Consider the following 20,225-nt stretch of genomic DNA (forward strand, 5'->3'; position numbering starts at 1 on the left):
ATTTGGTGCACGCTCACTCTGCCTCCGGCTTCTTCTTGCTGATGCTTTCGGCGATCCACCGATCCAGCTCCGAGCGGCGGAAGCGCCAGGTACCTCCAAGCTTGAACGCCGGAATCTCGCCTTTCTGGGCAAGGCGATAGACCGTCCGTTTCCCGGCTTTGAGGTAGGCCGCGACCTCCTCAAGCGTGAGGATCTCGCTCTCGACTTCAGTCATCCGGAAACCATCCGATCTGGCCTTTCGTAGATTACGATTGCCAAGTTTAGCCAATTCTACCAAGCTGCGGTAGGCGCTGGCCAACTCCGCAATCCCGGGAGCATTGCACGGTTGATCGCCAGCTCGCCCCGGGAATCCGGTCATGCCGGAGTTCCCATTCCCTGCGGCGCAAAGCGAGAGCGCGCCACAGCATCTGGCCATCCGCTTCAACGGGGAATGGCACGATGGGACAGACCAAACGCCGCGCATCCGCATGGCCTTCGCTGGCCGTGCTGTTGGCCGTGTCGTTCTCGGCCCTGCAGCCTGCCGTCGCCGCCGACGGCGTCGCCATGGAGCGTGAGCAGCTCACCGCGCTCGCCCGCCAACTCGACCTGATCGACCGCCTCGCCGAGCACGCCGCCAATACCGCTCCGCAGGAACGCGCCCGCTACCACTTCGACTACGCCCGACTGCGCGCCGACCTGAAGCGCGTTCGCGCCGGCTTGCAGGACTACCTCGTGCCCCAGCGCGCCCAGCCGCGCGATCCCGTCCCGCTGGCCGGCGATTACGTCCACCGCGACCGCGCCGACGACGAGGAGCCGTCGCCATGACGCCCTCTGCCGATCAGGTCGCCGCCTTCCAGGCCAACGGCGGCTTTGCGCCTTCGGCCGTCTCTGCCGTGGTGCTGGGCTTCGTGTTCGCCGTGTTGCTGCTGTGGGGCGTGTGGGCCATGCGCACCGCCTACGTCGGCTGGGCCGAGCACCGCATCACTGAACGTCAGTTCCTCGCCGTCGTCGTGCGCTTCGTGGCGATGTACCTGGTGCTGACCTTCTTCCTCCTCTCCTGACCGTCACGAAAGGCCATACGCCATGAACATGCCACCGACACCCCATCGCATTTCGTCCCGCATCGCCGCACCGCTGCTGCCGCTGGCGCTCGCAGGCCTGCCGCTGTCGGCCTTCGCGCAGGGCCTGCCGACCATGGAGGACCCTTCGCGCGGCCAGGGCAGCGGCATCCTGCAGACCTTGCAGAACTACGGCTACGACATCGTGCTGCTGATCGCGCTGCTGGTGGTCGCATCGATGTTCGTCGGTGTCTGCTATCACGCCTACACGCGCTACTCGGAGATCCACACCGGCCGCGCCACCTGGGGCCAGTTCGGCCTGACGGTCGCCGTGGGCGCGATCCTGCTGGTGGTCGGCATCTGGCTGCTCACCAAGGCCACCGGCGTGCTGTGAGGGCGGCAAGCGATGGCCGTCCCCTCGGAGACCCCGCAAGACACGCTGGTGAGCTTCCTGCCGCACCGGCTGAATCGCCAGCCGGTGGTCGTGCGCGGGCTGACCGCCGACGAGTTGTGGATCTGCGCCGGCCTGTCGGCCGCAGCCGGATTCGCACTCGGCCTGCCGCTGGCCTGGCTCACGCACAGCATCGCCATGGTGCCGACGCTGATCGTCGCCGGCATCGCGCTGGGCGTCTTTGTCGGCGGTGGCTTCCTGCGCGCGCAGAAGCGCGGCCGGCCCGACACCTGGCTGTACCGGCAGCTCCAGTGGCGGCTGGCCCTGCGGCACCCGGCGCTGGCAGCGCTCCTGGGCGGCCGGCGCCTCATCACCCGCTCGGGCTACTGGACGACCCGGCGCAACGCCGATCGAGGGGCGCCATGAGCCGTTTCAGGAACGAGGTTGCGCACCTGCAGGCGCATGTGAAGACGCTGCGTCTGGGGGCCGGCGCACTGTTCGTGGTGGCGCTGCTGCTCGGCTTCGGTTGGTGGAGTGCGCCGAAGAGTCTGACCATCCATGTGCCGCCGGACCTGCGCTCGGGCAGCACGCGCAAGTGGTGGGACGTGCCGCCCGAGAGCGTGTATGCCTTCTCGTTCTACATCTGGCAGCAGGTGCAGCGCTGGCCCACGAACGGCGAAGAAGACTATCCGCGCAACCTGCGCGCGCTGTCGGCCTACCTGACGCCGGGCTGCCGGGCCTTCCTGCAGCAGGACTACGAGTACCGGCGCGCCAGTGGCGAGCTGCGTCAGCGCGTGCGCGGCATCTACGAGATTCCCGGCCGCGGCTACGGCGATGATCCGGCCACGCGCGTCAAGGTGGTCTCCGACCGCGACTGGATCGTCACGCTCGACGTGAGCGCGGACGAATACTACGGCTCCGAGCAGGTCAAGCGCGCCCTGGTGCGCTACCCCATCAAGGTCGTCCGGCTGGACATCGACCCCGAGCGCAACCCCTTCGGCCTGGCGCTGGACTGCTACGCCAGCGCACCCCAGCGCATCGAACCGCCGCCGACGCCGACCCAGGCCGGCGTGCCCGCCAACGCCCCCGGCCACCTGCAGGGAGACTCCCCATGAAGCCCGTTGCCTTGTCGGCCCTGGCCAGCGTCCTGCTGATCCTCGGTGTCGTGCCGGCCAGCCAGGCCGTGGAAATCCTGCGCTGGGAGCGGCTGCCCCTGCCGGTGCCGCTGGTGGTCGGCCAGGAGCGCGTGGTCTTCATCGACCGCAATGTGCGCGTCGGCGTACCGGCCAGCGTCGGCGACCATCTGCGCGTGCAGAGTGCGGGCGGCGCGATCTACCTGCGGGCGAGCGAGCCGATTCCGCCCACGCGGCTGCAACTGCAGGACGTGGAATCCGGCGCGCTGATCCTGCTCGACATCGCCGCCGAGCCGGCGAAGGACGGCCAGGCGCCGCTGGAGCCGGTGCGCATCGTGGAAGCGGAGGCCCCCGCGAAGCGCTACGGCGGCGGTGCAGCAAGTGGCGCGGACGAGCAGGCCGATGCGCCCGCAGACAAATCCGTTCCCCGGCGCGAAACGCCGGTATCGGTCGTGCTGACGCGCCATGCCGCGCAGAACCTGTACGCGCCGCTGCGCACCGTCGAGCCGGTCGCCGGCATCGGGCGCGCAAACCTGCGCCGCGGCCTCGCGCTGGACACCTTGCTGCCGACACTGCCGGTGCATGCGCGGGCACTGGCCGCGTGGCGCCTGGAAGACCAGTGGGTGACGGCCGTGCGGCTCACCAATACCTCGGCGCGCTGGCTCGACCTCGACCCGCGCGCCCTGCAGGGGAACTTCGTGGCGGCGACCTTCCAGCATCCGAACCTGGGGCCGGCCGGCACCGCGTCCGACACCACGGTGCTCTACCTGGTCACGCGCGGCCACGGCCTGGCCGAGTCGCTGCTGCCGGCGCTGAGCCCGATCGACGCCACCGTGAACCTGCCGCCGGCCGCTGCGGCCGGTTCGACCGGAGGAGCGCGCGATGAAGAGTAATCCGCTGCTCAAGTGGCTGCTGATCCCGATGGCGCTGCTGCTGGTGTTCGTCGGCATCAAGCTGTTCTCCGGCGCCCCCGGCGGCCAGCCCGCCCCCAAGGGCGCGGCCAGTACGCTCACGCCCGAGGAGATGAAAGCCCTGGGCATCGCAGGCGACACGCCGCGCGATACCGTCGCCACGCTGGTGGCCCAGGTGAAGCAGTTGCGCACCGAGCTGCAAAGCGCGCTCGGCGACAACAAGCAGCACAAGGCCGAGAACGAGCGCCTGCGTGCCCGGGAAAGCGCGATCGACCAACGCATCCAGAGCGCGCTGGAAGGCGAACGCAACCGCCTGGAGCAGGAGCGTAACCAGGTGGCCAGCGACAGGCAGCAGACCCAGGGGCTGCTGCAGGATCTGCAGCGGCAACTGGACGGTCTTTCCGGCAAGGGTGGCCCGTCCGACCTGCCCGTCGGGCTGGGACTGGAAGAGGGTGACGGCAAGCGCTTCAACCGCGGCGTCGGTGGCACGCAGTGGGTCGAGCCCGACGATGCCAAGGTCGACGCCAAGAACGGCAGCAAGGAGCCGAGCTTTCCCCTGAGCTTCGGGCCGGCCCAGAAGAGCCTGTCGGCCGCAGTGGAATCCGTCGCCGACGTCGGCAGCCGCGCCGTGGGCGCATCCACGAAGGCTGTCTACACCGTGCCGTCGAACTCGACGCTCATGGGGTCGATTGCCATGACGGCGCTGATCGGGCGCGTGCCGATCGATGGAACCGTCAACGACCCGTACCCGTTCAAGGTGCTGATCGGCCCGGACAACCTCACGGCCAACGGCATCGACATCCCCGACGTGGCCGGCGCCGTGGTCAGCGGCACGGCCTCGGGCGACTGGACGCTCTCGTGCGTGCGCGGGCAAATCCGCTCGGTCACGTTCGTGTTCCAGGACGGCACCATCCGCACGGTGCCGGAGGACAGCAGCAAGGGCAGTAGCAGCGGCGGCAACTCGGGGCACAACGGCGCCAGCATCCAAGGCGGCCTGGGCTGGATCAGCGACCCCTACGGCATTCCGTGCGTCAGCGGCGAGCGGCGCAGCAACGCCCAGCAGTACCTGGGCAGCCAGGCACTCATCACCGCGGCCGGCGCCGGCGCCGCTTCGCTCATCAAGTCCGACAACGGCAGCGTGGCCGTGGTCGCCAACAGCAACGGCTCGCTGGGCACCGTCGGCATCAGCGGCAACGAAGCGATGGGCCGCATCCTCGCGGGCGGCGTGCGCGACATGGCCGATTGGGTCAACAAGCTCTACGGCCAGGCCTTCGCGGCGGTCTACGTGCAGCCCGGCGCCAGGGTGGCCGTGCATCTGGAGCAGCCGCTCGACATCGACTACGACGCCAAGGGGCGTCGGGTCCACCACCGCACCGGAGAAGCCCATGCCTCGGATCTGGATTGACGCGGCCGCCGTGCTGCTGGCGGCCACCCTGCTCGGCGGCTGCGCCACCAGCAAGGAGAAGCTGCTGCCACACGGCGACAGCACCATGCTCGACATCTGGCATCAGGAGACCGGCGGCAGCGCGGGCGGCGGCCAGGCCGCGCGGCAACTGCTCGATGCGCGCCAGGGCCTGCGCCGGCCGCTGGCCGATGCCGATGTGCAGGCGGCGCCCGGCGTGCAGGCGCGCTACACCCGTACCGCGCAGAACGAGATCTACCGCCAGTTCCACCGCCTGCCGAATCCCGACCTGGTGATGTACGTGTTCCCGCACCTGGCGGGCACCGACCCGGTGCCGGTGCCCGGCTACAGCACGGTGTTCCCGCTCTACCAGCGCGTGCAGTACGCGATGCCGGGTGAACGCGTGGAGGACTACTGATGGCCTGGTCGCTGCCGTGGTCACGCAAGCCCGACGCATCGCCTGCTGACGCCGTGGATGCGACCGATGATGCCTGGGCACGGCACGTGGCGGCCTTGGTGGCACAGGGTGTCGCCGAGCCGGGCAGCGCGCTCGGCCGGGGCCGGCGCAGGCCGGCCACCCAGGCCGACCACGATGCGCTCTATGGCGTCGCGCCGTCGTTCGCGGACTTGCTGCCCTGGGTCGAGTACCTGCCCGGCAGCAAGTGCATGTTGCTGGAAGATGGCCAGTCGGTGGCGGCCTTCTTCGAGCTGGCGCCGGTCGGCACCGAGGGCCGCGAGATGGCCTGGCTGTGGCAGGCGCGCGATGCGCTGGAGAACGCCCTGCAGGACTCCTTCGACGAGTTGGACGACAACCCCTGGGTGGTGCAGCTCTACGCCCAGGACGAGGCCAACTGGGACAACTATCTGCGCTCCCTGGCGAACTATCTGCAGCCGCGTGCGCAAGGCAGCGCATTCAGCGACTTCTACCTGCGTTTCTTCGCCCATCACCTGCGGGCCATCGCCAAGCCGGGTGGCCTGTTCGAGGATACTGCCGTGACGCGCCTGCCTTGGCGCGGCCAGGTCCGGCGCGTGCGCATGGTCGTCTACCGCAGCACGTCCGCGGCCCCGGCCTCGCGGCGCGGCCAGTCGCCCGAGCAGGCGCTGACGACGATCTGCGACCGCCTCGTCGGCGGGCTGGCGAATGCCGGCGTGAAAGCCCGGCGTCTCGGCGCGGCGGACATCCACGCCTGGCTGCTGCGCTGGTTCAACCCGAATCCGACTTTGCTCGGCGCCACTGCCGAAGATCGGGAACGCTTCTACGCGCTGACCCGCTACCCGGAAGAGCGGGAGGAGGGCGAGATCGAACTCGCCAGCGGCACCGACTTCGCGCAGCGCCTGTTCTTCGGCCAGCCACGTTCGGACGTGCCCAACGGCCTGTGGTTCTTCGATGGCATGCCGCATCGGGTGATCGTGATGGATCGTCTGCGCACGCCGCCGGCGACCGGCCATCTGACCGGTGAGACGCGCAAAGGCGGCGATGCCATGAACGCGCTGTTCGACCAGATGCCCGAGGATACGGTGATGTGCCTGACGCTGGTCGCCACACCCCAGGACGTACTGGAGGCGCACCTCAACCACCTCGCCAGGAAGGCCGTCGGCGAGACCCTGGCCTCGGAGCAGACCCGGCAGGACGTGCAGCAGGCGCGCGGGCTGATCGGCAGCGCGCACAAGCTCTACCGTGGCGCGCTGGCGTTCTACCTGCGCGGCCGCGACCTGGCCCAGCTCGATGCGCGCGGCCTGCAGCTCGTCAACGTGATGCTCAACGCCGGCCTGCAACCGGTACGCGAAGAGGACGAGGTGGCGCCGCTGAACAGCTATCTGCGCTGGCTACCGTGCGTGTTCGATCCGGCTGCCGACAAGCGCCAGTGGTACACCCAACTCATGTTCGCGCAACACGCGGCGAACCTGGCCCCGGTCTGGGGTCGCAGCCAGGGCACAGGGCATCCCGGCATCACGTTCTTCAACCGAGGCGGCGGTCCGATCACCTTCGATCCGTTGAACCGCCTCGACCGGCAGATGAACGCGCATCTGTTCCTGTTCGGCCCCACGGGTTCGGGCAAGAGCGCGACGCTCAACAACATCCTGAACCAGGTGACGGCGATCTACCGGCCGCGCCTGTTCATCGTCGAGGCGGGCAACAGCTTCGGCCTGTTCGGCGACTTCGCGGCACGGTTGGGTCTCACCGTGCATCGAGTGAAGCTCGCGCCGGGCGCGGGCGTCAGTCTGGCGCCGTTCGCCGACGCCTGGCGCCTGGTCGATACGCCGAGCCAGGTACAGACGCTGGACGCCGATGCGCTCGACGAAGACCAGACCGATGCCGGCATGGCCGTGGAAGGCGACGAGCAGCGCGACGTGCTCGGCGAGCTGGAGATCACTGCACGGCTGATGATTACCGGCGGCGAGGACAAGGAAGAAGCGCGCATGACGCGCGCCGACCGCAGCCTGATCCGCCAGTGCATTCTCGATGCGGCCCAGCATTGCGTGGCGGACAGACGCACGGTGCTCACGCGCGATGTGCGCGAGGCACTGCGCGAGCGCGCCCGCGACGCCACGCTGCCGGAGATGCGGCGCGCACGGCTGCTGGAGATGGCCGACGCCATGGATATGTTCTGCCAGGGCGTGGACGGCGAGATGTTCGACCGGTCCGGCACGCCGTGGCCCGAGGCGGACATCACCATCGTGGACCTGGCCACCTTCGCGCGCGAGGGCTACAACGCCCAGCTCTCGATTGCCTACATCTCGCTCATCAACACCGTCAACAACATCGCCGAGCGCGACCAGTTCCTGGGCCGACCGATCATCAACGTGACGGACGAAGGCCACATCATCACCAAGAACCCGCTGCTCGCGCCCTACGTGGTCAAGATCACCAAGATGTGGCGCAAGCTCGGCGCCTGGTTCTGGCTCGCCACGCAGAACCTGGACGACTTGCCGAAAGCGGCCGAGCCCATGCTCAACATGATCGAGTGGTGGATCTGCCTGTCGATGCCACCCGATGAAGTCGAGAAGATCGCGCGCTTCCGCGAACTCAACGCTTCGCAGAAGGCGCTGATGCTCTCGGCACGCAAGGAGGCCGGCAAGTTCAGCGAGGGCGTCATCCTGTCCAAGTCGATGGAAGTGCTGTTCCGCGCTGTGCCGCCCAGCCTCTACCTGGCGATGGCGATGACCGAGCCCGAGGAGAAGGCCGAACGCTTCCAGTTGATGCAGCAGCACGGCATCAGCGAGCTGGATGCCGCCTTCCGCGTGGCCGAGAAGATCGACCGTGCGCGGGGCATCGAACCGCTGGCGCTGGACACGTTGGCCTGACGGGAGCGACACGATGCGCATGCCTTCCTTCGCCCGCCGTCATCCCCGGATCGGTCTGCTGATCGTGGTGACGATTGCGGTGGCCTCGTGGATGCTGCTGCGCGCGCCGCAACCGGCAACCGAGTCCATGCCCCTGGCCGCCGCCGGGTCCGAAGCGTCGAAACCGGCCGGCCCGCCCTGGCTGTATGGCCGTGCCGATGCGCGCTTCACGGTGGTCGGGTACGCCGACCTGGAGTGTCCGTACTGCCGGGCCTACTTCCCCGCGCTCAAGCGCTGGATCGACGCCCATCCCGAGGTGAACTGGCAGTGGCACCACCTGCCGCTGTCCATGCACGAGCCGGCCGCGACTGCCGGGGCACGCCTGGCGGAGTGCGCGGGCGAGACGGGGGGACATACCACGTTCTGGCAGGCCGTGGCGTGGCTCTACGCGAACACCCGTGGCGACGGGCAGGGTGTGCCGGCGAGCCTGCACTATCCCGAGCTCACGCCAGCCATGCAGGGCTGTCTCGAGAGCGATCGCCCCGATGCCGTCATCCGTGCTCAGGCGGTGGAAGCCGCGGAGCAGGGCATCGCGGCCACACCGGCCTTGCAACTGCGCGACCGCGAGACCGGCAAGACCCTCCTGCTGCACGGGCCTGTCGAAGGTGATGCCTTGCTGTCGGCCATCGACCTGCTCGCCGCCAGCGGTACGACCGTTGCCGAACCTGCCCATTCCGAAGACATGCCCACCGGCGGTGCCGGTGACATGCCCAGGTAGCCATCGATCTTCAAGGCTGCGGCGCGGCTCGTCCGCGTTGATCGAAACCCGTTCGCATCGCATCCCTTGACGCGAACGGCCACCGCATCCGCGGTGGTGGATGCCCGCTCGTCACCCGTTCCATCCCCATCGTCCCCAGGAGGGTTTGCCCTCCAGGGGCAGGCGCCCTCCGATCTCATCCATTGGAGGTTCGCCATGTCTCTTGTCATCGCCGACTCCCGCCCGGAGTCGCTCACCCTGATCGCCGCCCAGCACGAAGACTGGATCATCCGGCAGGCCATCACCCTGCTGGAGAACCGCGTGTTCAAGGCCGGTCCAGCGCTGGGCAGTCCCGCCGCCGTGCGCGACTACCTGCGCCTGAAACTGGTCGCGGAGCCGAACGAAATCTTCGCCGTCGTGTTTCTCGACAACCAGCACCAGGTGCTCGCCTTCGAGCCGCTGTTCAAGGGCACGGTCGACCAGACTTCGGTGTATCCGAGGGTGGTGGTCCAGCGTGCGCTGGCGCTCAACGCTTCGGCGCTGATCCTGGCGCATCAGCATCCCTCGGGGAACACCGAGCCCTCGGCCGCTGATCGTGCGATCACCGAGCGGCTGAAGAGCGCCCTGGCCACCGTCGATGTCCGGGTACTGGATCACTTCATCGTCGGCAAGGGCAGCCCGTACTCGTTCGCCGAAGCCGGCTTGTTGTAGTCCGCACCGCAGGCGTCCCTTCCGGGGCGCCTGTGGAATTTCTAGCCGGCATGGACGCGGGGCCGTGGCGTCCCAATGACGGACCACTGGGGTCACCCAGCTACTCAGGCGGTATTGCCTGCACGACGCACCTTTTGCGACGCACCTCGCTTGACAATCTACATATAGTGTGTTGATCGTCAGTGGATTCGTATATATAGTGTTAGCACTCTCGGTGGTAGAGTGCTAAATAGCAAAGCTGCCACTTATCCTGAACAAGGAGTACTCCGTGGCAGACGTGCATAAGGTTGTCTTTTACCCGGTCGGAAACGGGGACACCACCCAGATTGTCCTGTCTGGCGGCCGCCGCGTTCTCTTCGACTTTTGCCACCGCGATAGAGCCGAAGATACCGACACCCCGGAAATCGACCTGAAGTCCCGTCTCAAGGACGAACTGAAGGCAGTCGATCGCGACTACTTCGACGTGGTGGCTTTCACTCATGCGGACCTGGATCACATCCAAGGCAGCACCGACTTCTTCGAGCTTCAGCATGCCAAGAAGTACCAAGGCGAAGGCCGGATCAAGATTCGGGAGCTTTGGGTTCCAGCCGCCATGCTGCTGGAGGAGGCCGACAAGGACCATCAGCAGGAAGAGTTTGTACTGCTCCGGCAAGAGGCGCGACACCGCCTACTGGAAGGCAAGGACATCCTTGTGTTCTCGAAGCCGAAGGCGCTCGCCGATTGGCTCGAACCTCGACTGAAAGAACGGGGAGAAGCGGCTTCGGCGCGCGATCATCTCTTCATAGACGCCGGCACAATTGTCCCCGGATTCTCGCTGGCCAGCGATGGGGTTGAGTTCTTCTGCCACTCGCCTTTCATCAAGCATTGTGACGAAGGAGACATCATCCGCAACCGCGCCTCGCTGGTGTTCAACGTACGTTTCCTGGCAGATGGCGCGTATTACGACTACCTGGAAGTGGGCGATGCCACCTGGGAGGAAATGGAAGACATCGTCCGCACGACGAGGTACCACAAGAACGATGATCGCCTCGCCTGGGATCTGTACAACATCCCGCACCATTGCAGCTATCTGGCACTCAACGAGGAAGGCCAGAAAGGCGACAAAGAGACTGAGCCGAAGCCGCTGATCAAGGAACTGTTGCTCCAAGGGAAGCGCGACGCCTACATCGTCAGTTGCAGCAAGCCCATTCCAGACATCAAGGAGTCCTACGAGCAAGTGCAACCACCGCACATCCAAGCCCGCAACACCTACGAGCGCTACTTGAAGGAAGTCGGCGGACGCAAGTTTCTGGTGACGATGGAGGAGCCGAACGCCAACAAGCCAGAACCGATCGTTTTCGAGATTGCCAGCGGCGGCGTTACCTGGAAGCGTTCAGCGTCCATCGGCGCGCCGGCCATCATCACCTCAACTCCGCCGCGCGCAGGCTGACGAGCTGGATGATGCCGGATGCGTACCACGAGCTCGCTAACGTCGTAGAGGTCAAGGACGCCAGCGAACTAACGATCCCCCGTGCGAAAGCGCTGTTTGGCGCGGTCCAGCGTCAGCGCGACTATTCGCTTGTCCAGATTCTCCGCCATCCCGTTGACGGCGATCCGACGCTCGAATGTCTCGTCGTGGAGGTCGAGTGTGACGACGTACCGCCGAAGAATCCGGTCGGCATCCGGTACCGTGAGCGCTTGGCGCTGTGTGTCCCCAATGACCCCAAGAGGCTGATCGAGGTGTTGGCGCTGCGTCAGGACTTCCCGATCCTGATGCATCAGAACCAAGGCGTACCCGGCACCCCTGCGAGCCTATGCCTGTATTTCGAGCCAGCCGGAGCGGTAATGCGCACCTGGACGCCCGAAGCATTCCTTCGTCGCATCCAGTGGTGGCTGGAGAAGAGCGCCCGAGGCGAGCTACACGCGGCGGACCAGCCGGTTGAGCATCTCTTCTTTGCCAGCAAGTACGAACTCGTTCTGCCGTGGAATCTGACCGAACTCCGCAAAGATCCCGCTCTGCGTTTCGCCATCGTTCTCCGGCATGAACGCCCTGACGGCGGTTTCACTTGCTTTCTGGAACCCATTGCGAAGACCGCCCCGCGTGTCAAGACGACCAAGCACATTGAACTGGCGCTGCCCCCCATCGTGCACGGCCTCGTCGAGCGTGATCCTGTAACGCTGGGGCAACTGGCGGATGTACTGGCACGACGCGAGGTAGACCTGATTGGTCCTCTACGGGAAGCGCTACAGGCTGACATCGATGAAGCAGGCACGACCGCCTCGGCTGACGACAAGGGCACGATCATCCTCTTGCATATCCCCATTCGCCGAAGCGTCGATGCCGAGCCCGATGGCGTCGCGCATCGGGCATTCCTCGTACCGATTGGCGGCCTCGAACTCGGCATCGCCTGCGGTGCATTGTTTGTCCATGAAAAACGGTACTACAAGGACCTGCTGAACCAGCAACCAGCAACGGCATGGCGCGAGCAGCCCATCCTGCCCATGGCTGTCCTGACTCAAAACGACCGAACGGCGGCGATGCGTCAATCCGGGGTCACGGAAGAAGGGCCAGCGGGCGTATTGGTCGGCGCAGGCTCGCTCGGCAGCGCGCTGCTAAATCTATGGGGCCGCAGCGGCTGGGGACGTTGGACGGTTATCGACAAGGATCACATCAAGCCGCACAACCTCTCTCGGCACGGTGCCTACGCGCAACACATTGGCGAGACCAAGGCCACGGTGGTCGCAGGATTACATGCCGCCGCAATGGAAGGAGCGACCGAGATTGTCCCAGTAGTGGCTGATGGCTGCGACTTTGCACAGGCGGATGTTGCACAGGCGCTCGCCGGCGCCGCACTGGCCATCGACGCCTCGACCACACTTGAATACCCACGAGCGGCCAGCGTGGTCGATACCCTTCCGCGACATTTCTCCGTCTTCGTCACGCCGAACGGCAACGCTGCAGTGCTGCTTGCCGAGGATGCGAAGCGGATGCAACGGCTTCGCACACTGGAGGCGCAGTACTATCGCGCACTGATCCAGCAGGACTGGGGGAGAGTCCACCTCGACGGCCACGCGAGCACCTTCTGGAGCGGGGCGAGTTGCCGCGACATCTCACTCGTGATGCCTTACTCGCGCATCCTGGGCCAGGCAAGCACGCTGGCGGAGCAGATCCAGGCCGCTGTGGCGCGCGAGGATGCCCTGATTCGGATCTGGCAACGCGATCCTGCGCGTGGCGGCGTCGAGGTGCATGATGTGCCAGCAGTGCCCGAGCGGCGTATCGCGCTGGGTGAGCTTGACCTCTACATCGACGACGGTGTCGAACAACAGTTGCGGGTTTTGCGCCAGCAAAGCTTTCCCAACGAAACCGGTGGCGTGCTGCTCGGGTACTACGATTTCAACATCAAGGCTGTTGTCATCGTCGCCGGTTTGCCAGCGCCCTCCGACAGCAAGGCCAGCCCCGACTCCTTCGAGCGTGGCGTCGCCGGACTTGCTGAAGCGGTCAAGGACGCCGCCAAGCGCACCGCGGGCATGGTCGGCTACGTCGGCGAATGGCATAGCCATCCGCCTGGCCACTCCGCATCTCCGAGCCGGCACGATCTCGTGCAACTCGTCCATCTGGCACTCGGCATGGCCGATGACGGCCTGCCGGCTGTTCAGCTCATCGTCGGAGAGCAAGACCTGCAAATCTTGCAAGGTGCGGTGCAGTGATATGCCAGGCGAGATGATCTTGAAGATATGGGACGTTGAACATGGCGCCTGCGCCATGCTCACACATCGCTCTGCCTACGGCGTGGAAGGGCGCCTGGCGATGATCGACTCGGGTGACAACAGCACCACAGGCTGGAAGCCGAGCACCTACATCAAGCACTACCTGAAGCGCAACGTTCTGGACTACCTGTTCGTGACGAATGCGGACCTCGACCACATCAGCGATCTGAACAACCTGTGGAAAGAAGGAATCACGGTATCCACGTTCTTCCGCAATCGCAGCGTGTCACCCGAAGTCATGAGGATCATCAAGGAGGCCAGCGGCGAACTGACCGAGGACATCGAACGATACTTGGACATTCATGCTGGCTACGTCTACCCCGTGGACGTCCCCTTCGATGAGAGTATGGGAGGCATCTCGGTGCGGACGTTTTGGAACTCGACGCCACCCTTTTACGACACGAACAACCTGAGCATGGTGGCATTCTTCAAGTACGGGCCATTCAAGATTCTGTTTCCCGGCGACCTTGAGGAAGACGGATGGCTGGCGCTGCTCGAACAGCCGGCATTTCGAGCTGAGCTCATCGACACGACCGTGCTCGTGGCATCCCACCACGGCCGAGAGAACGGCTACTGCCGGGCGCTATTCGACTACTGTCACCCGCGAGCGATCGTGATGTCCGACAAAGCAATCGTCCATGATACGCAGGGGATGACTCAGACCTATCGCCAGCGCGTCATAGATCACTGGCCGAACGGAGTTCTTGTCGCCACGACTGGAAAACAGCGCCGTGTGCTCACGACGCGACGCGATGGCTGGATTCAATTCAACGTCAATGATCGTGGCGATTTCACCATCTATACGGAGTGCTATGGATGAGGGACACCAAAAACTACGGCAGCAAGACACTCAAGGGCCGCAACCTCGCATGGCTGGTGGCGACGCTCATCCTGGACTTTCTCGTCCTTCTGGTCCTTGCCTTCCACACCGCGATCGAGGATCTGACGCCGACTCGACTGGCGGCCGTTCGCGCCAGCCTGACCGCACTGTTGCCGATCCCGGTGCTGATCTTCTCGTCGCTGATTTCGGCCGACCACAAGGCCATCCTCGTATTCTGGCGCTGCAAGCATCCGTTGCCGGGTTCGCGTGCCTTTTCCGTGCACGCGCCGGCGGATCACCGCATCGACCTGACGAAGCTGAAAAAGAACGTCGGCGAGTTCCCTGTGGGTGAACGCGACCAGAACGCGAAGTGGTATGGCCTCTACAAGCAGGTCGATTCAGACCCCTCGGTCGTGGACAGCCACAAGAACTATCTGCTGTTCCGCGACATTGCCGCGATGTCGCTGCTGCTCGTGCCCATAGTTCCCGCGGTGATGTATTTCAGTGGGTTGGATACGCCTCGCATTCTGATCTCGACCGCTTGGTTCCTGGGTCAATATCTGGTCGCGGCATTCGCTGCGCGCACGACAGGCATCCGCTTCGTGCAGAACGTGCTGGCCGTGCATGCCAGCCGGAAAGTGACGAACTCGCGGAAGAAGGAGGCTGATGGATAGGTTCTGGTGCAGCCTCGTACACAAGGTCCTCCAGATGGCAGCGTATTGATCTTGACGGGAGCTTCCAGCTTCCCCGTTTTTTGCATCCTGAGCAGCCCATAACGCTCGCTGCTGTTGTCGCGTCAAACCGGAGAGTGCCGATTCCGGTTTGACAGTCGCTTCCATCGCCCCCCTGGAGTCGACTACCCACCCTGATCGTTTTCACGGTGGCTCGACATGCCAGCTCCCATATCCAACCCATTTGTAGCGCAGTGGCGCCTGCTTGCGGCCGGACTCTTGGCTGTGCTGCTCGGCCCCTCCGCCTGGGCCGCCGATGTGCTCGTCGTCACCGACAGCCGTCATCCGGTGCAGGCCCCGGCCGGCGTGCGGATCATCGAGCTGGACCAGGCCACGCGCATCAAGGTCGAACTCGCCGCGCACCTGCCGGCCGACCCGCAACAGGCCGCAGCCCTGGTGCGGCAGCGGTTGCATGACGGCGGCGAGGCCCTTCAACGCCGCATCGGCCACGCCTACCAAGGTGTCGCGGATGCCTGGGGACTGGGCATCGCCAAGATTCCCGCCGTGGTGGTCGATCGACGCTATGTGGTCTACGGCGAGCCCGACGTGTCCCGCGCCGTCGCGCGCATCAACGCCTACCAGAGCGCGCAGCCATGAGCCTCCTGCTGGCATGCCGCCGCCTGCGCGCCACCGTCGCCTCGCTGCTGCTGAGCGCGGCCACGTCGACGTTCGCCCTGGACACCGCCACCATCGTCTCGTCGGCGCTGTCCCCCGACTGCCTCGAATACCGCGTGGTCGGAATCTGCTACTGGCTGTACTGCACGCCCTTCGGCTGCTCGGTGCGCACCTCCGTCAAGGTGCGCCACTACGTCCCCGATGCGGTGGTGTCTAGCTACTCGAATACCGGAGAAAACCCGTGGCTGGAAGTCAGGGCGATGAGCATGCCTAACCCGACCGCGAAGGCTGGCGGTGACGGCACGACCAATCACGACAACGAGAACAACCTCGCCAAGTTCAAGAACGCCGATGTCATCGGCCATCCGGCCGGGATGGTGTTCAGCCAGTTCGCCAGCGCCTCCGGCTACACCTGCGAAGGCGCGGGCACGGCCTTCATGCCGTATCTGCTGAGCACGCTCGACACGATCGCCTGGCGCTACAACATCCCGGAAGCGTTCTACCCCGAAGCGCTCATCCCCGGCCGGCGCGAAATCGGTACGCGCACCGGCCTGAACCTCTGGGGCAACGTGTATCCCCGCGGCGGTTTCTTGCACCAGACCGACGACCACAAGAGCGGCGCCGTGGTCGCGCAGCGCGCCGGCGACATCGTGACGCGCCGCAACCAGATTCACGTGTACCAGCCTCTGCTGGCCAACGCCCGCGACGGCTACTGGCCGGCCGGCGCGCTGATGGAGACCGACGCCTCGACGGGCAAGTGGCAGGAGCTGACGCCCACGCTCTCGAACAGTTGCGTGGTCTTCCCGCACAGCCGCACCCGCGTGCAGGCCCAGCAGGGCGACTACGCCTGGGCATTGTGGCGGCCGTACTCCTGCTGCCGGCGCCGTGGCCAGGTCTTCCTCGGCAGCGTCGATTTCATGTGAGGAACCCACGATGAACGCCTCCCTCCCTGACTTCCTGCGCCGCGCGAAGCCGCACCTGCGGGTCACGCTGCTCGTGGCGGTCATCACGCTGGTCGTCGGCGTCGCCTGGGCACAGACCCGCATCGACCCCAATGGCGTGAACGTCAGCGGCAGCGTGATCGGCGACGACGTGCTCTACAGCATCGGCGGCGGCCGGGCCGTGTCGATGGGGGGTGCCGGCAACATGCAGAGCATCGGCGTCGGCGTCGGCTGGAACAGCAACCTGATCTGCGGCGACATGAGCATCACCACGACGCTGCAGAACCAGCTCAACGGCATCACCAACGGCTTCCAGACGATCATGAGCAACGTGATCCAGAACGCCACCAGCGCCGTGGCCTCGCTGCCGGCGCTGATCATCCAGCGCGCCGACCCGGGCCTGTACAACCTGCTCACCAACGGCATCCTGCAGGCGCGCCTGGATTTCGACCGCTCGAAGATGACCTGCCGGGCCATCGCCAATCGCATGGCGGACATGGCCGGCGGCCAGGCCGGCTGGGACCAGCTCGCCGAGGGGATGGCGCTGCGGGATGCGGTCAGCAGCACCGACGCCGTCTCCGCCATCGAGCGGGCCGAGTCCAACAAAGGGAACAACGGCGTGCCATGGGTCGGCGGCGGCAACGCGGGCGGCTCCGGTCAGAGTTCGATCAAGGTGGTCGGCGATGTGACGCGCGCGGGCTACAACCTGCTCAACGGGCGCAGCGCCACCGATACCTCGTCGATCGCGCGCAGCGCCTGCGGCAACCGCCTGACCTGCCAGACCTGGTCGTCGCCCCAGGCGGCCGCGGACTGGGCGACCCGCGTGTTGGGCGAACGCGAGCAGCGCACCTGCGAAAACTGCACGAAGACCCAGACCACGCCTGGCGTCGGGCTGACGCCAATGATCCAGGAAGAGTACGAGACCAAGCTGCAGGCGCTGCAGGAACTGGTGACGGGCGCCCGGCCGACGACGCTGGCCAATCTCGACGCAGCCGGCAGCAGCTCGCTGCCGATCACCCGCGGCGTGATCGAGGCCCTGCGTGACGAACCCGACCAGGACGTGCTGGGCCGGCGCCTCGCGTCCGAGGCGGCGCTGTCCAGCGTGCTGGAGAAGGCCCTGCTGCTGCAACGCACGTTGCTGACCGGCAAGAAGGAGCCGAACGTCGCTGCCAACGAGCTGGCCGTGCAGGCGGTCGACCAGGAGAACAGCGCGCTGGAGCAGGAGATCAACAACCTCAAGACCGAACTGGAGCTGCGCCGCACGCTGGCCGGCAACTCGGCGATGGCGATCATCCAGCGCCACAGCACCCGCGCGGCCGGCTCGCGCGGCGTCTTCGAGGGCGACACCACACGCGACCGTCTGCGGGAAGTCCAGAAGCCGCGGAGCGGTACGCCATGAGCCGGCTGGCCTGGCTGCGGCTGCCATGGCTGTTCAACCGCCGCGTCGGCGTGGCGCTGCTGTGGACCTTGCTGGTGGCCGCCGCCGCGGTGGCGGTGAACATCGCCGGCATCCACGTGGTCGGCGGCGTCGAGGGCTGGCAGCACTGGCTGCAGGCGCACGCCGGCCACTTCTTCGTGTGGCGGCTGTGCCTCTACGGAGCGACGGCTTACGGCTGGTGGTGGATGCGTCGGCGCCTGTTGCGGCGGGAGCCGTCCCGCGAGACGCATCAGCGCCTGCTGCGCACGGCGATCGCGGCCGTGATCGCCGTGGTCGCGCTGGAAGTCAGCCAACTGTTGCGGCACGGCTGAGACCGGGAGGCAGGCATGACGCTCTACACCACGGACTACCTGGAGTATTACCTGACCCTGGTGGCTTGGGTGGTCAACAACGGCATCTGGAGCATTCTCGTGGCCAGCGGCGTGTTCGCGCTGCCGTTCGTGGCCATCGTGATCCAGGAGTGGCTCAAGGCCCGCAGCGAAGGTGCGGACGAAGGCAACAAGGGCGTGCTGTCGTCGATGCGCATCGAGAACCGGGTATGGGTGGCGATCGTGGTCATCATGTTCGCCGGCATCCCGTTCATCCCGGTGGATCTCGCCACGATCAGGTTCGACACCACGCGCTCCGCGCAATGCCAGGTCAACGTCCCGCTGCCCAACGACACGGGCTGGTCCAACGTCTACACGGCGCTCAACGACCAGAGCGCGCTGGTGCCGGTGTGGTGGTTCTTCATGCACGCGCTGTCGAAAGCCGTGACGGGCTCCGCGGTGGCAGCGATTCCCTGCGGCACGGACCTGCGTCAGATTCGCATGGATGTGGATGCCACGCGCATCGACGATCCGGTGCTGGCACAGGAGGTCGCCGACTTCACGCACGACTGCTACGGGCCGTCGCGCGCCAAGCTGTTCATGAACCGGCCGACGCTCTCCGACGAGCAGATGAACGACGTCACCTGGATCGGGTCGAGTTACTTCCTCGACACGCCCGGCTTCTATGACACCTATCGCGCCAAGACCCCACGCACGGCCTGGCCCTACGACGCGACCCGCGATGCGGGGCTGGCACAGGTGGACAGCGGCGGCGGCTATCCGTCCTGCCGGCAGTGGTGGGCCGATGGCGGCCAGGGACTGCGCAGCCGGCTGCTGGCACAGGTCGACCCGGACCTGCTGACCCGCATCGGGCGCTGGGTGGGCTTCCTGTCGCAGAGCGAGGTCAATGACTCGGTGATCCGCGCCGTCGTCTCACCGCGGCAGCAGAAGATGAACCAGGGCGCCGTCTACACCGATTACGGCGGCCAGATCGACAAGACGCTGCCGAACATCGTCACGCGCGGCGCGAGCGACCTGGGGCTGACCGTCGGCTCGCTGGGCTTCTTTCCGGCGATGGACGTGGTGCGCCAGGCGCTGCCGATGGTGCTGACGATGCTCAAGATGGCGCTCGTCATCTGCATCCCGCTGGTGCTGCTGATCGGCACCTACGACCTGAAGACGGTGGTGACGGTGAGCTGCGTCCAGTTCGCGCTGTTCTTCGTGGACTTCTGGTTCCAGCTCGCGCGCTGGATCGACAGCACGATCCTGGACGCGCTCTACGGCTGGGGGTTTGGCGCCGACAGGCCGCACACGAACTTCGATCCGCTGATCGGCTTGAACAACGCCTTTGGCGACATGCTGCTCAACTTCGTCATGGCGATGATGTTCATCGTGCTGCCGACGTTTTGGGTCATGGCATTGGCTTGGGCAGGCGTTCGCACGGGAAATATCGTGCAGGGGTTGTCCACCGCCACCTCGGACGCCAAGGGCGCTGGGGGGCGTGGCGCTGGTATGGCAATGAGCGCCGTATCGAAGAAGTGACCGCCGTTCAGTCGTCGTCGGTCACATGCGGGTCGATGCGCCAGTCGCTCTTGTCATAAAGCCCGAAGCCGTTGGGGCCTTCCCTCCACTCGGGTTGCGGTTCCTCTTGATCAGAGTCGTCGTGCTGCACGAGCCATGCAGCAGTCACCGCAAAGGCAAGCAGCAGGGCCAGCCAGAACGCGGAGTAGAGCAGCGCACCGAGCACGGCGAGCTTGACGATCCAGAGCACCGCCGTCGCCGCGCCCGCGGGCACCCCGCGCGTCACCAGCCAGCCGGCGACACGCTGCTCGCGGCGGAGGTATCCACGCCAGGCACGGCCAGCCCCCCGGCCCAGCCGGTGGCTCCAGCGCCCGTTGTGCGTGTTGGTGCTCATGCTCATATGCCTCGGCTTCAGTGGTGCCTCACCTCGCGGAGCGGCCGGTCGTGGCCTGCCCTCCAGCATAGACCGCGATCAGG

The 20,225-nt window shown here is 66.1% G+C and carries 22 protein-coding genes; 20 read left to right on the forward strand and 2 right to left on the reverse strand.

Translation table 11 applies throughout. From position 1 onward, the window contains the following. Nucleotides 1–13: 13 nt before the first annotated feature. On the reverse strand, nucleotides 14–214 hold the full coding sequence (locus HMPREF2886_RS09600; RefSeq protein ID WP_009397209.1) for a methylation-associated defense system helix-turn-helix domain-containing protein MAD1: 201 nt from the start codon (nucleotides 212–214) through the stop codon (nucleotides 14–16). A gap of 224 nt (nucleotides 215–438) precedes the next feature. Between HMPREF2886_RS09600 and HMPREF2886_RS09605 the strand changes: the two genes are divergently transcribed. The 20 genes from HMPREF2886_RS09605 to HMPREF2886_RS09700 all read left to right on the forward strand — a co-directional run bounded on the left by HMPREF2886_RS09605 (nucleotide 439) and on the right by HMPREF2886_RS09700 (nucleotide 19,769). Then, nucleotides 439–804 (forward strand): integrative conjugative element protein, RAQPRD family, encoded by a 366-nt coding sequence (locus HMPREF2886_RS09605; protein ID WP_019484548.1) that lies wholly within the window; start codon nucleotides 439–441, stop codon nucleotides 802–804. Further along, a complete protein-coding gene (locus tag HMPREF2886_RS09610; protein ID WP_010792128.1) occupies nucleotides 801–1,040 on the forward strand; it encodes a TIGR03758 family integrating conjugative element protein in 240 nt (79 codons plus the stop codon). Before HMPREF2886_RS09605 ends, HMPREF2886_RS09610 begins: the two co-directional genes overlap by 4 nt. Before the next feature lie 22 nt (nucleotides 1,041–1,062). Next, a complete protein-coding gene (locus tag HMPREF2886_RS09615; protein ID WP_019484549.1) occupies nucleotides 1,063–1,431 on the forward strand; it encodes a TIGR03745 family integrating conjugative element membrane protein in 369 nt (122 codons plus the stop codon). Between the two features lie 12 nt (nucleotides 1,432–1,443). Further along, the gene (locus HMPREF2886_RS09620; RefSeq protein ID WP_019484550.1) at nucleotides 1,444–1,854 is read left to right on the forward strand and encodes a TIGR03750 family conjugal transfer protein; all 411 of its coding nucleotides are present in this window, start codon (nucleotides 1,444–1,446) and stop codon (nucleotides 1,852–1,854) included. Next, nucleotides 1,851–2,543 carry a PFL_4703 family integrating conjugative element protein gene (locus tag HMPREF2886_RS09625; protein WP_019484551.1) on the forward strand — a complete coding sequence of 231 codons (693 nt, stop codon included), beginning with the start codon at nucleotides 1,851–1,853 and terminating at the stop codon, nucleotides 2,541–2,543. The genes HMPREF2886_RS09620 and HMPREF2886_RS09625 overlap by 4 nt, the downstream gene beginning before the upstream one ends. Then, nucleotides 2,540–3,454 (forward strand): TIGR03749 family integrating conjugative element protein, encoded by a 915-nt coding sequence (locus HMPREF2886_RS09630; RefSeq protein WP_023083168.1) that lies wholly within the window; start codon nucleotides 2,540–2,542, stop codon nucleotides 3,452–3,454. The genes HMPREF2886_RS09625 and HMPREF2886_RS09630 overlap by 4 nt, the downstream gene beginning before the upstream one ends. After that, nucleotides 3,444–4,877 carry a TIGR03752 family integrating conjugative element protein gene (locus HMPREF2886_RS09635; RefSeq protein WP_023083167.1) on the forward strand — a complete coding sequence of 478 codons (1,434 nt, stop codon included), beginning with the start codon at nucleotides 3,444–3,446 and terminating at the stop codon, nucleotides 4,875–4,877. The genes HMPREF2886_RS09630 and HMPREF2886_RS09635 overlap by 11 nt, the downstream gene beginning before the upstream one ends. Further along, a complete protein-coding gene (locus HMPREF2886_RS09640) occupies nucleotides 4,858–5,292 on the forward strand; it encodes a TIGR03751 family conjugal transfer lipoprotein (protein ID WP_023083166.1) in 435 nt (144 codons plus the stop codon). The genes HMPREF2886_RS09635 and HMPREF2886_RS09640 overlap by 20 nt, the downstream gene beginning before the upstream one ends. Further along, nucleotides 5,292–8,180, forward strand: coding sequence for a conjugative transfer ATPase (locus HMPREF2886_RS09645; RefSeq protein ID WP_023083165.1), 2,889 nt, complete (start codon nucleotides 5,292–5,294; stop codon nucleotides 8,178–8,180). The genes HMPREF2886_RS09640 and HMPREF2886_RS09645 overlap by 1 nt, the downstream gene beginning before the upstream one ends. Nucleotides 8,181–8,193: 13 nt before the next feature. Further along, nucleotides 8,194–8,937: a DsbA family protein gene (locus HMPREF2886_RS09650; protein ID WP_019485626.1), complete on the forward strand. Its 744-nt coding sequence runs from the start codon at nucleotides 8,194–8,196 to the stop codon at nucleotides 8,935–8,937. A gap of 195 nt (nucleotides 8,938–9,132) precedes the next feature. Continuing rightward, on the forward strand, nucleotides 9,133–9,627 hold the full coding sequence (gene radC, locus HMPREF2886_RS09655) for a RadC family protein (protein ID WP_003292123.1): 495 nt from the start codon (nucleotides 9,133–9,135) through the stop codon (nucleotides 9,625–9,627). A gap of 268 nt (nucleotides 9,628–9,895) precedes the next feature. Beyond that, nucleotides 9,896–11,056 (forward strand): ComEC/Rec2 family competence protein, encoded by a 1,161-nt coding sequence (locus tag HMPREF2886_RS09660; protein WP_019486741.1) that lies wholly within the window; start codon nucleotides 9,896–9,898, stop codon nucleotides 11,054–11,056. 8 nt (nucleotides 11,057–11,064) lie between these two features. Then, nucleotides 11,065–13,314, forward strand: a complete 2,250-nt coding sequence (locus HMPREF2886_RS09665) for a Mov34/MPN/PAD-1 family protein (RefSeq protein ID WP_196495448.1) — start codon at nucleotides 11,065–11,067, stop codon at nucleotides 13,312–13,314. 1 nt (nucleotide 13,315) lies between these two features. After that, complete coding sequence (locus HMPREF2886_RS09670) at nucleotides 13,316–14,194, forward strand: ComEC/Rec2 family competence protein (protein ID WP_019486743.1); 879 nt, start codon at nucleotides 13,316–13,318, stop codon at nucleotides 14,192–14,194. Further along, nucleotides 14,191–14,868 (forward strand): hypothetical protein, encoded by a 678-nt coding sequence (locus HMPREF2886_RS09675; RefSeq protein ID WP_010792116.1) that lies wholly within the window; start codon nucleotides 14,191–14,193, stop codon nucleotides 14,866–14,868. Before HMPREF2886_RS09670 ends, HMPREF2886_RS09675 begins: the two co-directional genes overlap by 4 nt. A 216-nt stretch (nucleotides 14,869–15,084) precedes the next feature. Then, the gene (locus HMPREF2886_RS09680; RefSeq protein ID WP_023083163.1) at nucleotides 15,085–15,522 is read left to right on the forward strand and encodes a TIGR03757 family integrating conjugative element protein; all 438 of its coding nucleotides are present in this window, start codon (nucleotides 15,085–15,087) and stop codon (nucleotides 15,520–15,522) included. Further along, nucleotides 15,519–16,463, forward strand: coding sequence for a TIGR03756 family integrating conjugative element protein (locus HMPREF2886_RS09685; RefSeq protein ID WP_023083162.1), 945 nt, complete (start codon nucleotides 15,519–15,521; stop codon nucleotides 16,461–16,463). The genes HMPREF2886_RS09680 and HMPREF2886_RS09685 overlap by 4 nt, the downstream gene beginning before the upstream one ends. 10 nt (nucleotides 16,464–16,473) lie before the next feature. After that, complete coding sequence (locus HMPREF2886_RS09690; RefSeq protein ID WP_023083161.1) at nucleotides 16,474–17,880, forward strand: integrating conjugative element protein; 1,407 nt, start codon at nucleotides 16,474–16,476, stop codon at nucleotides 17,878–17,880. Continuing rightward, a complete protein-coding gene (locus HMPREF2886_RS09695) occupies nucleotides 17,877–18,230 on the forward strand; it encodes a hypothetical protein (RefSeq protein ID WP_003140982.1) in 354 nt (117 codons plus the stop codon). The genes HMPREF2886_RS09690 and HMPREF2886_RS09695 overlap by 4 nt, the downstream gene beginning before the upstream one ends. A gap of 15 nt (nucleotides 18,231–18,245) precedes the next feature. Further along, nucleotides 18,246–19,769 carry a conjugal transfer protein TraG N-terminal domain-containing protein gene (locus tag HMPREF2886_RS09700; protein ID WP_023083160.1) on the forward strand — a complete coding sequence of 508 codons (1,524 nt, stop codon included), beginning with the start codon at nucleotides 18,246–18,248 and terminating at the stop codon, nucleotides 19,767–19,769. Nucleotides 19,770–19,776: 7 nt separating this feature from the next. Here the strand turns inward: HMPREF2886_RS09700 and HMPREF2886_RS09705 are convergent, their stop codons facing one another. Continuing rightward, nucleotides 19,777–20,148, reverse strand: coding sequence for a DUF3742 family protein (locus HMPREF2886_RS09705; RefSeq protein ID WP_031632010.1), 372 nt, complete (start codon nucleotides 20,146–20,148; stop codon nucleotides 19,777–19,779). Nucleotides 20,149–20,225 lie beyond the last annotated feature (77 nt).

The organism is Pseudomonas sp. HMSC066A08, from assembly GCF_001813025.1.
In the GTDB taxonomy this organism is placed as follows: Bacteria; Pseudomonadota; Gammaproteobacteria; order Pseudomonadales; family Pseudomonadaceae; genus Pseudomonas; species Pseudomonas aeruginosa.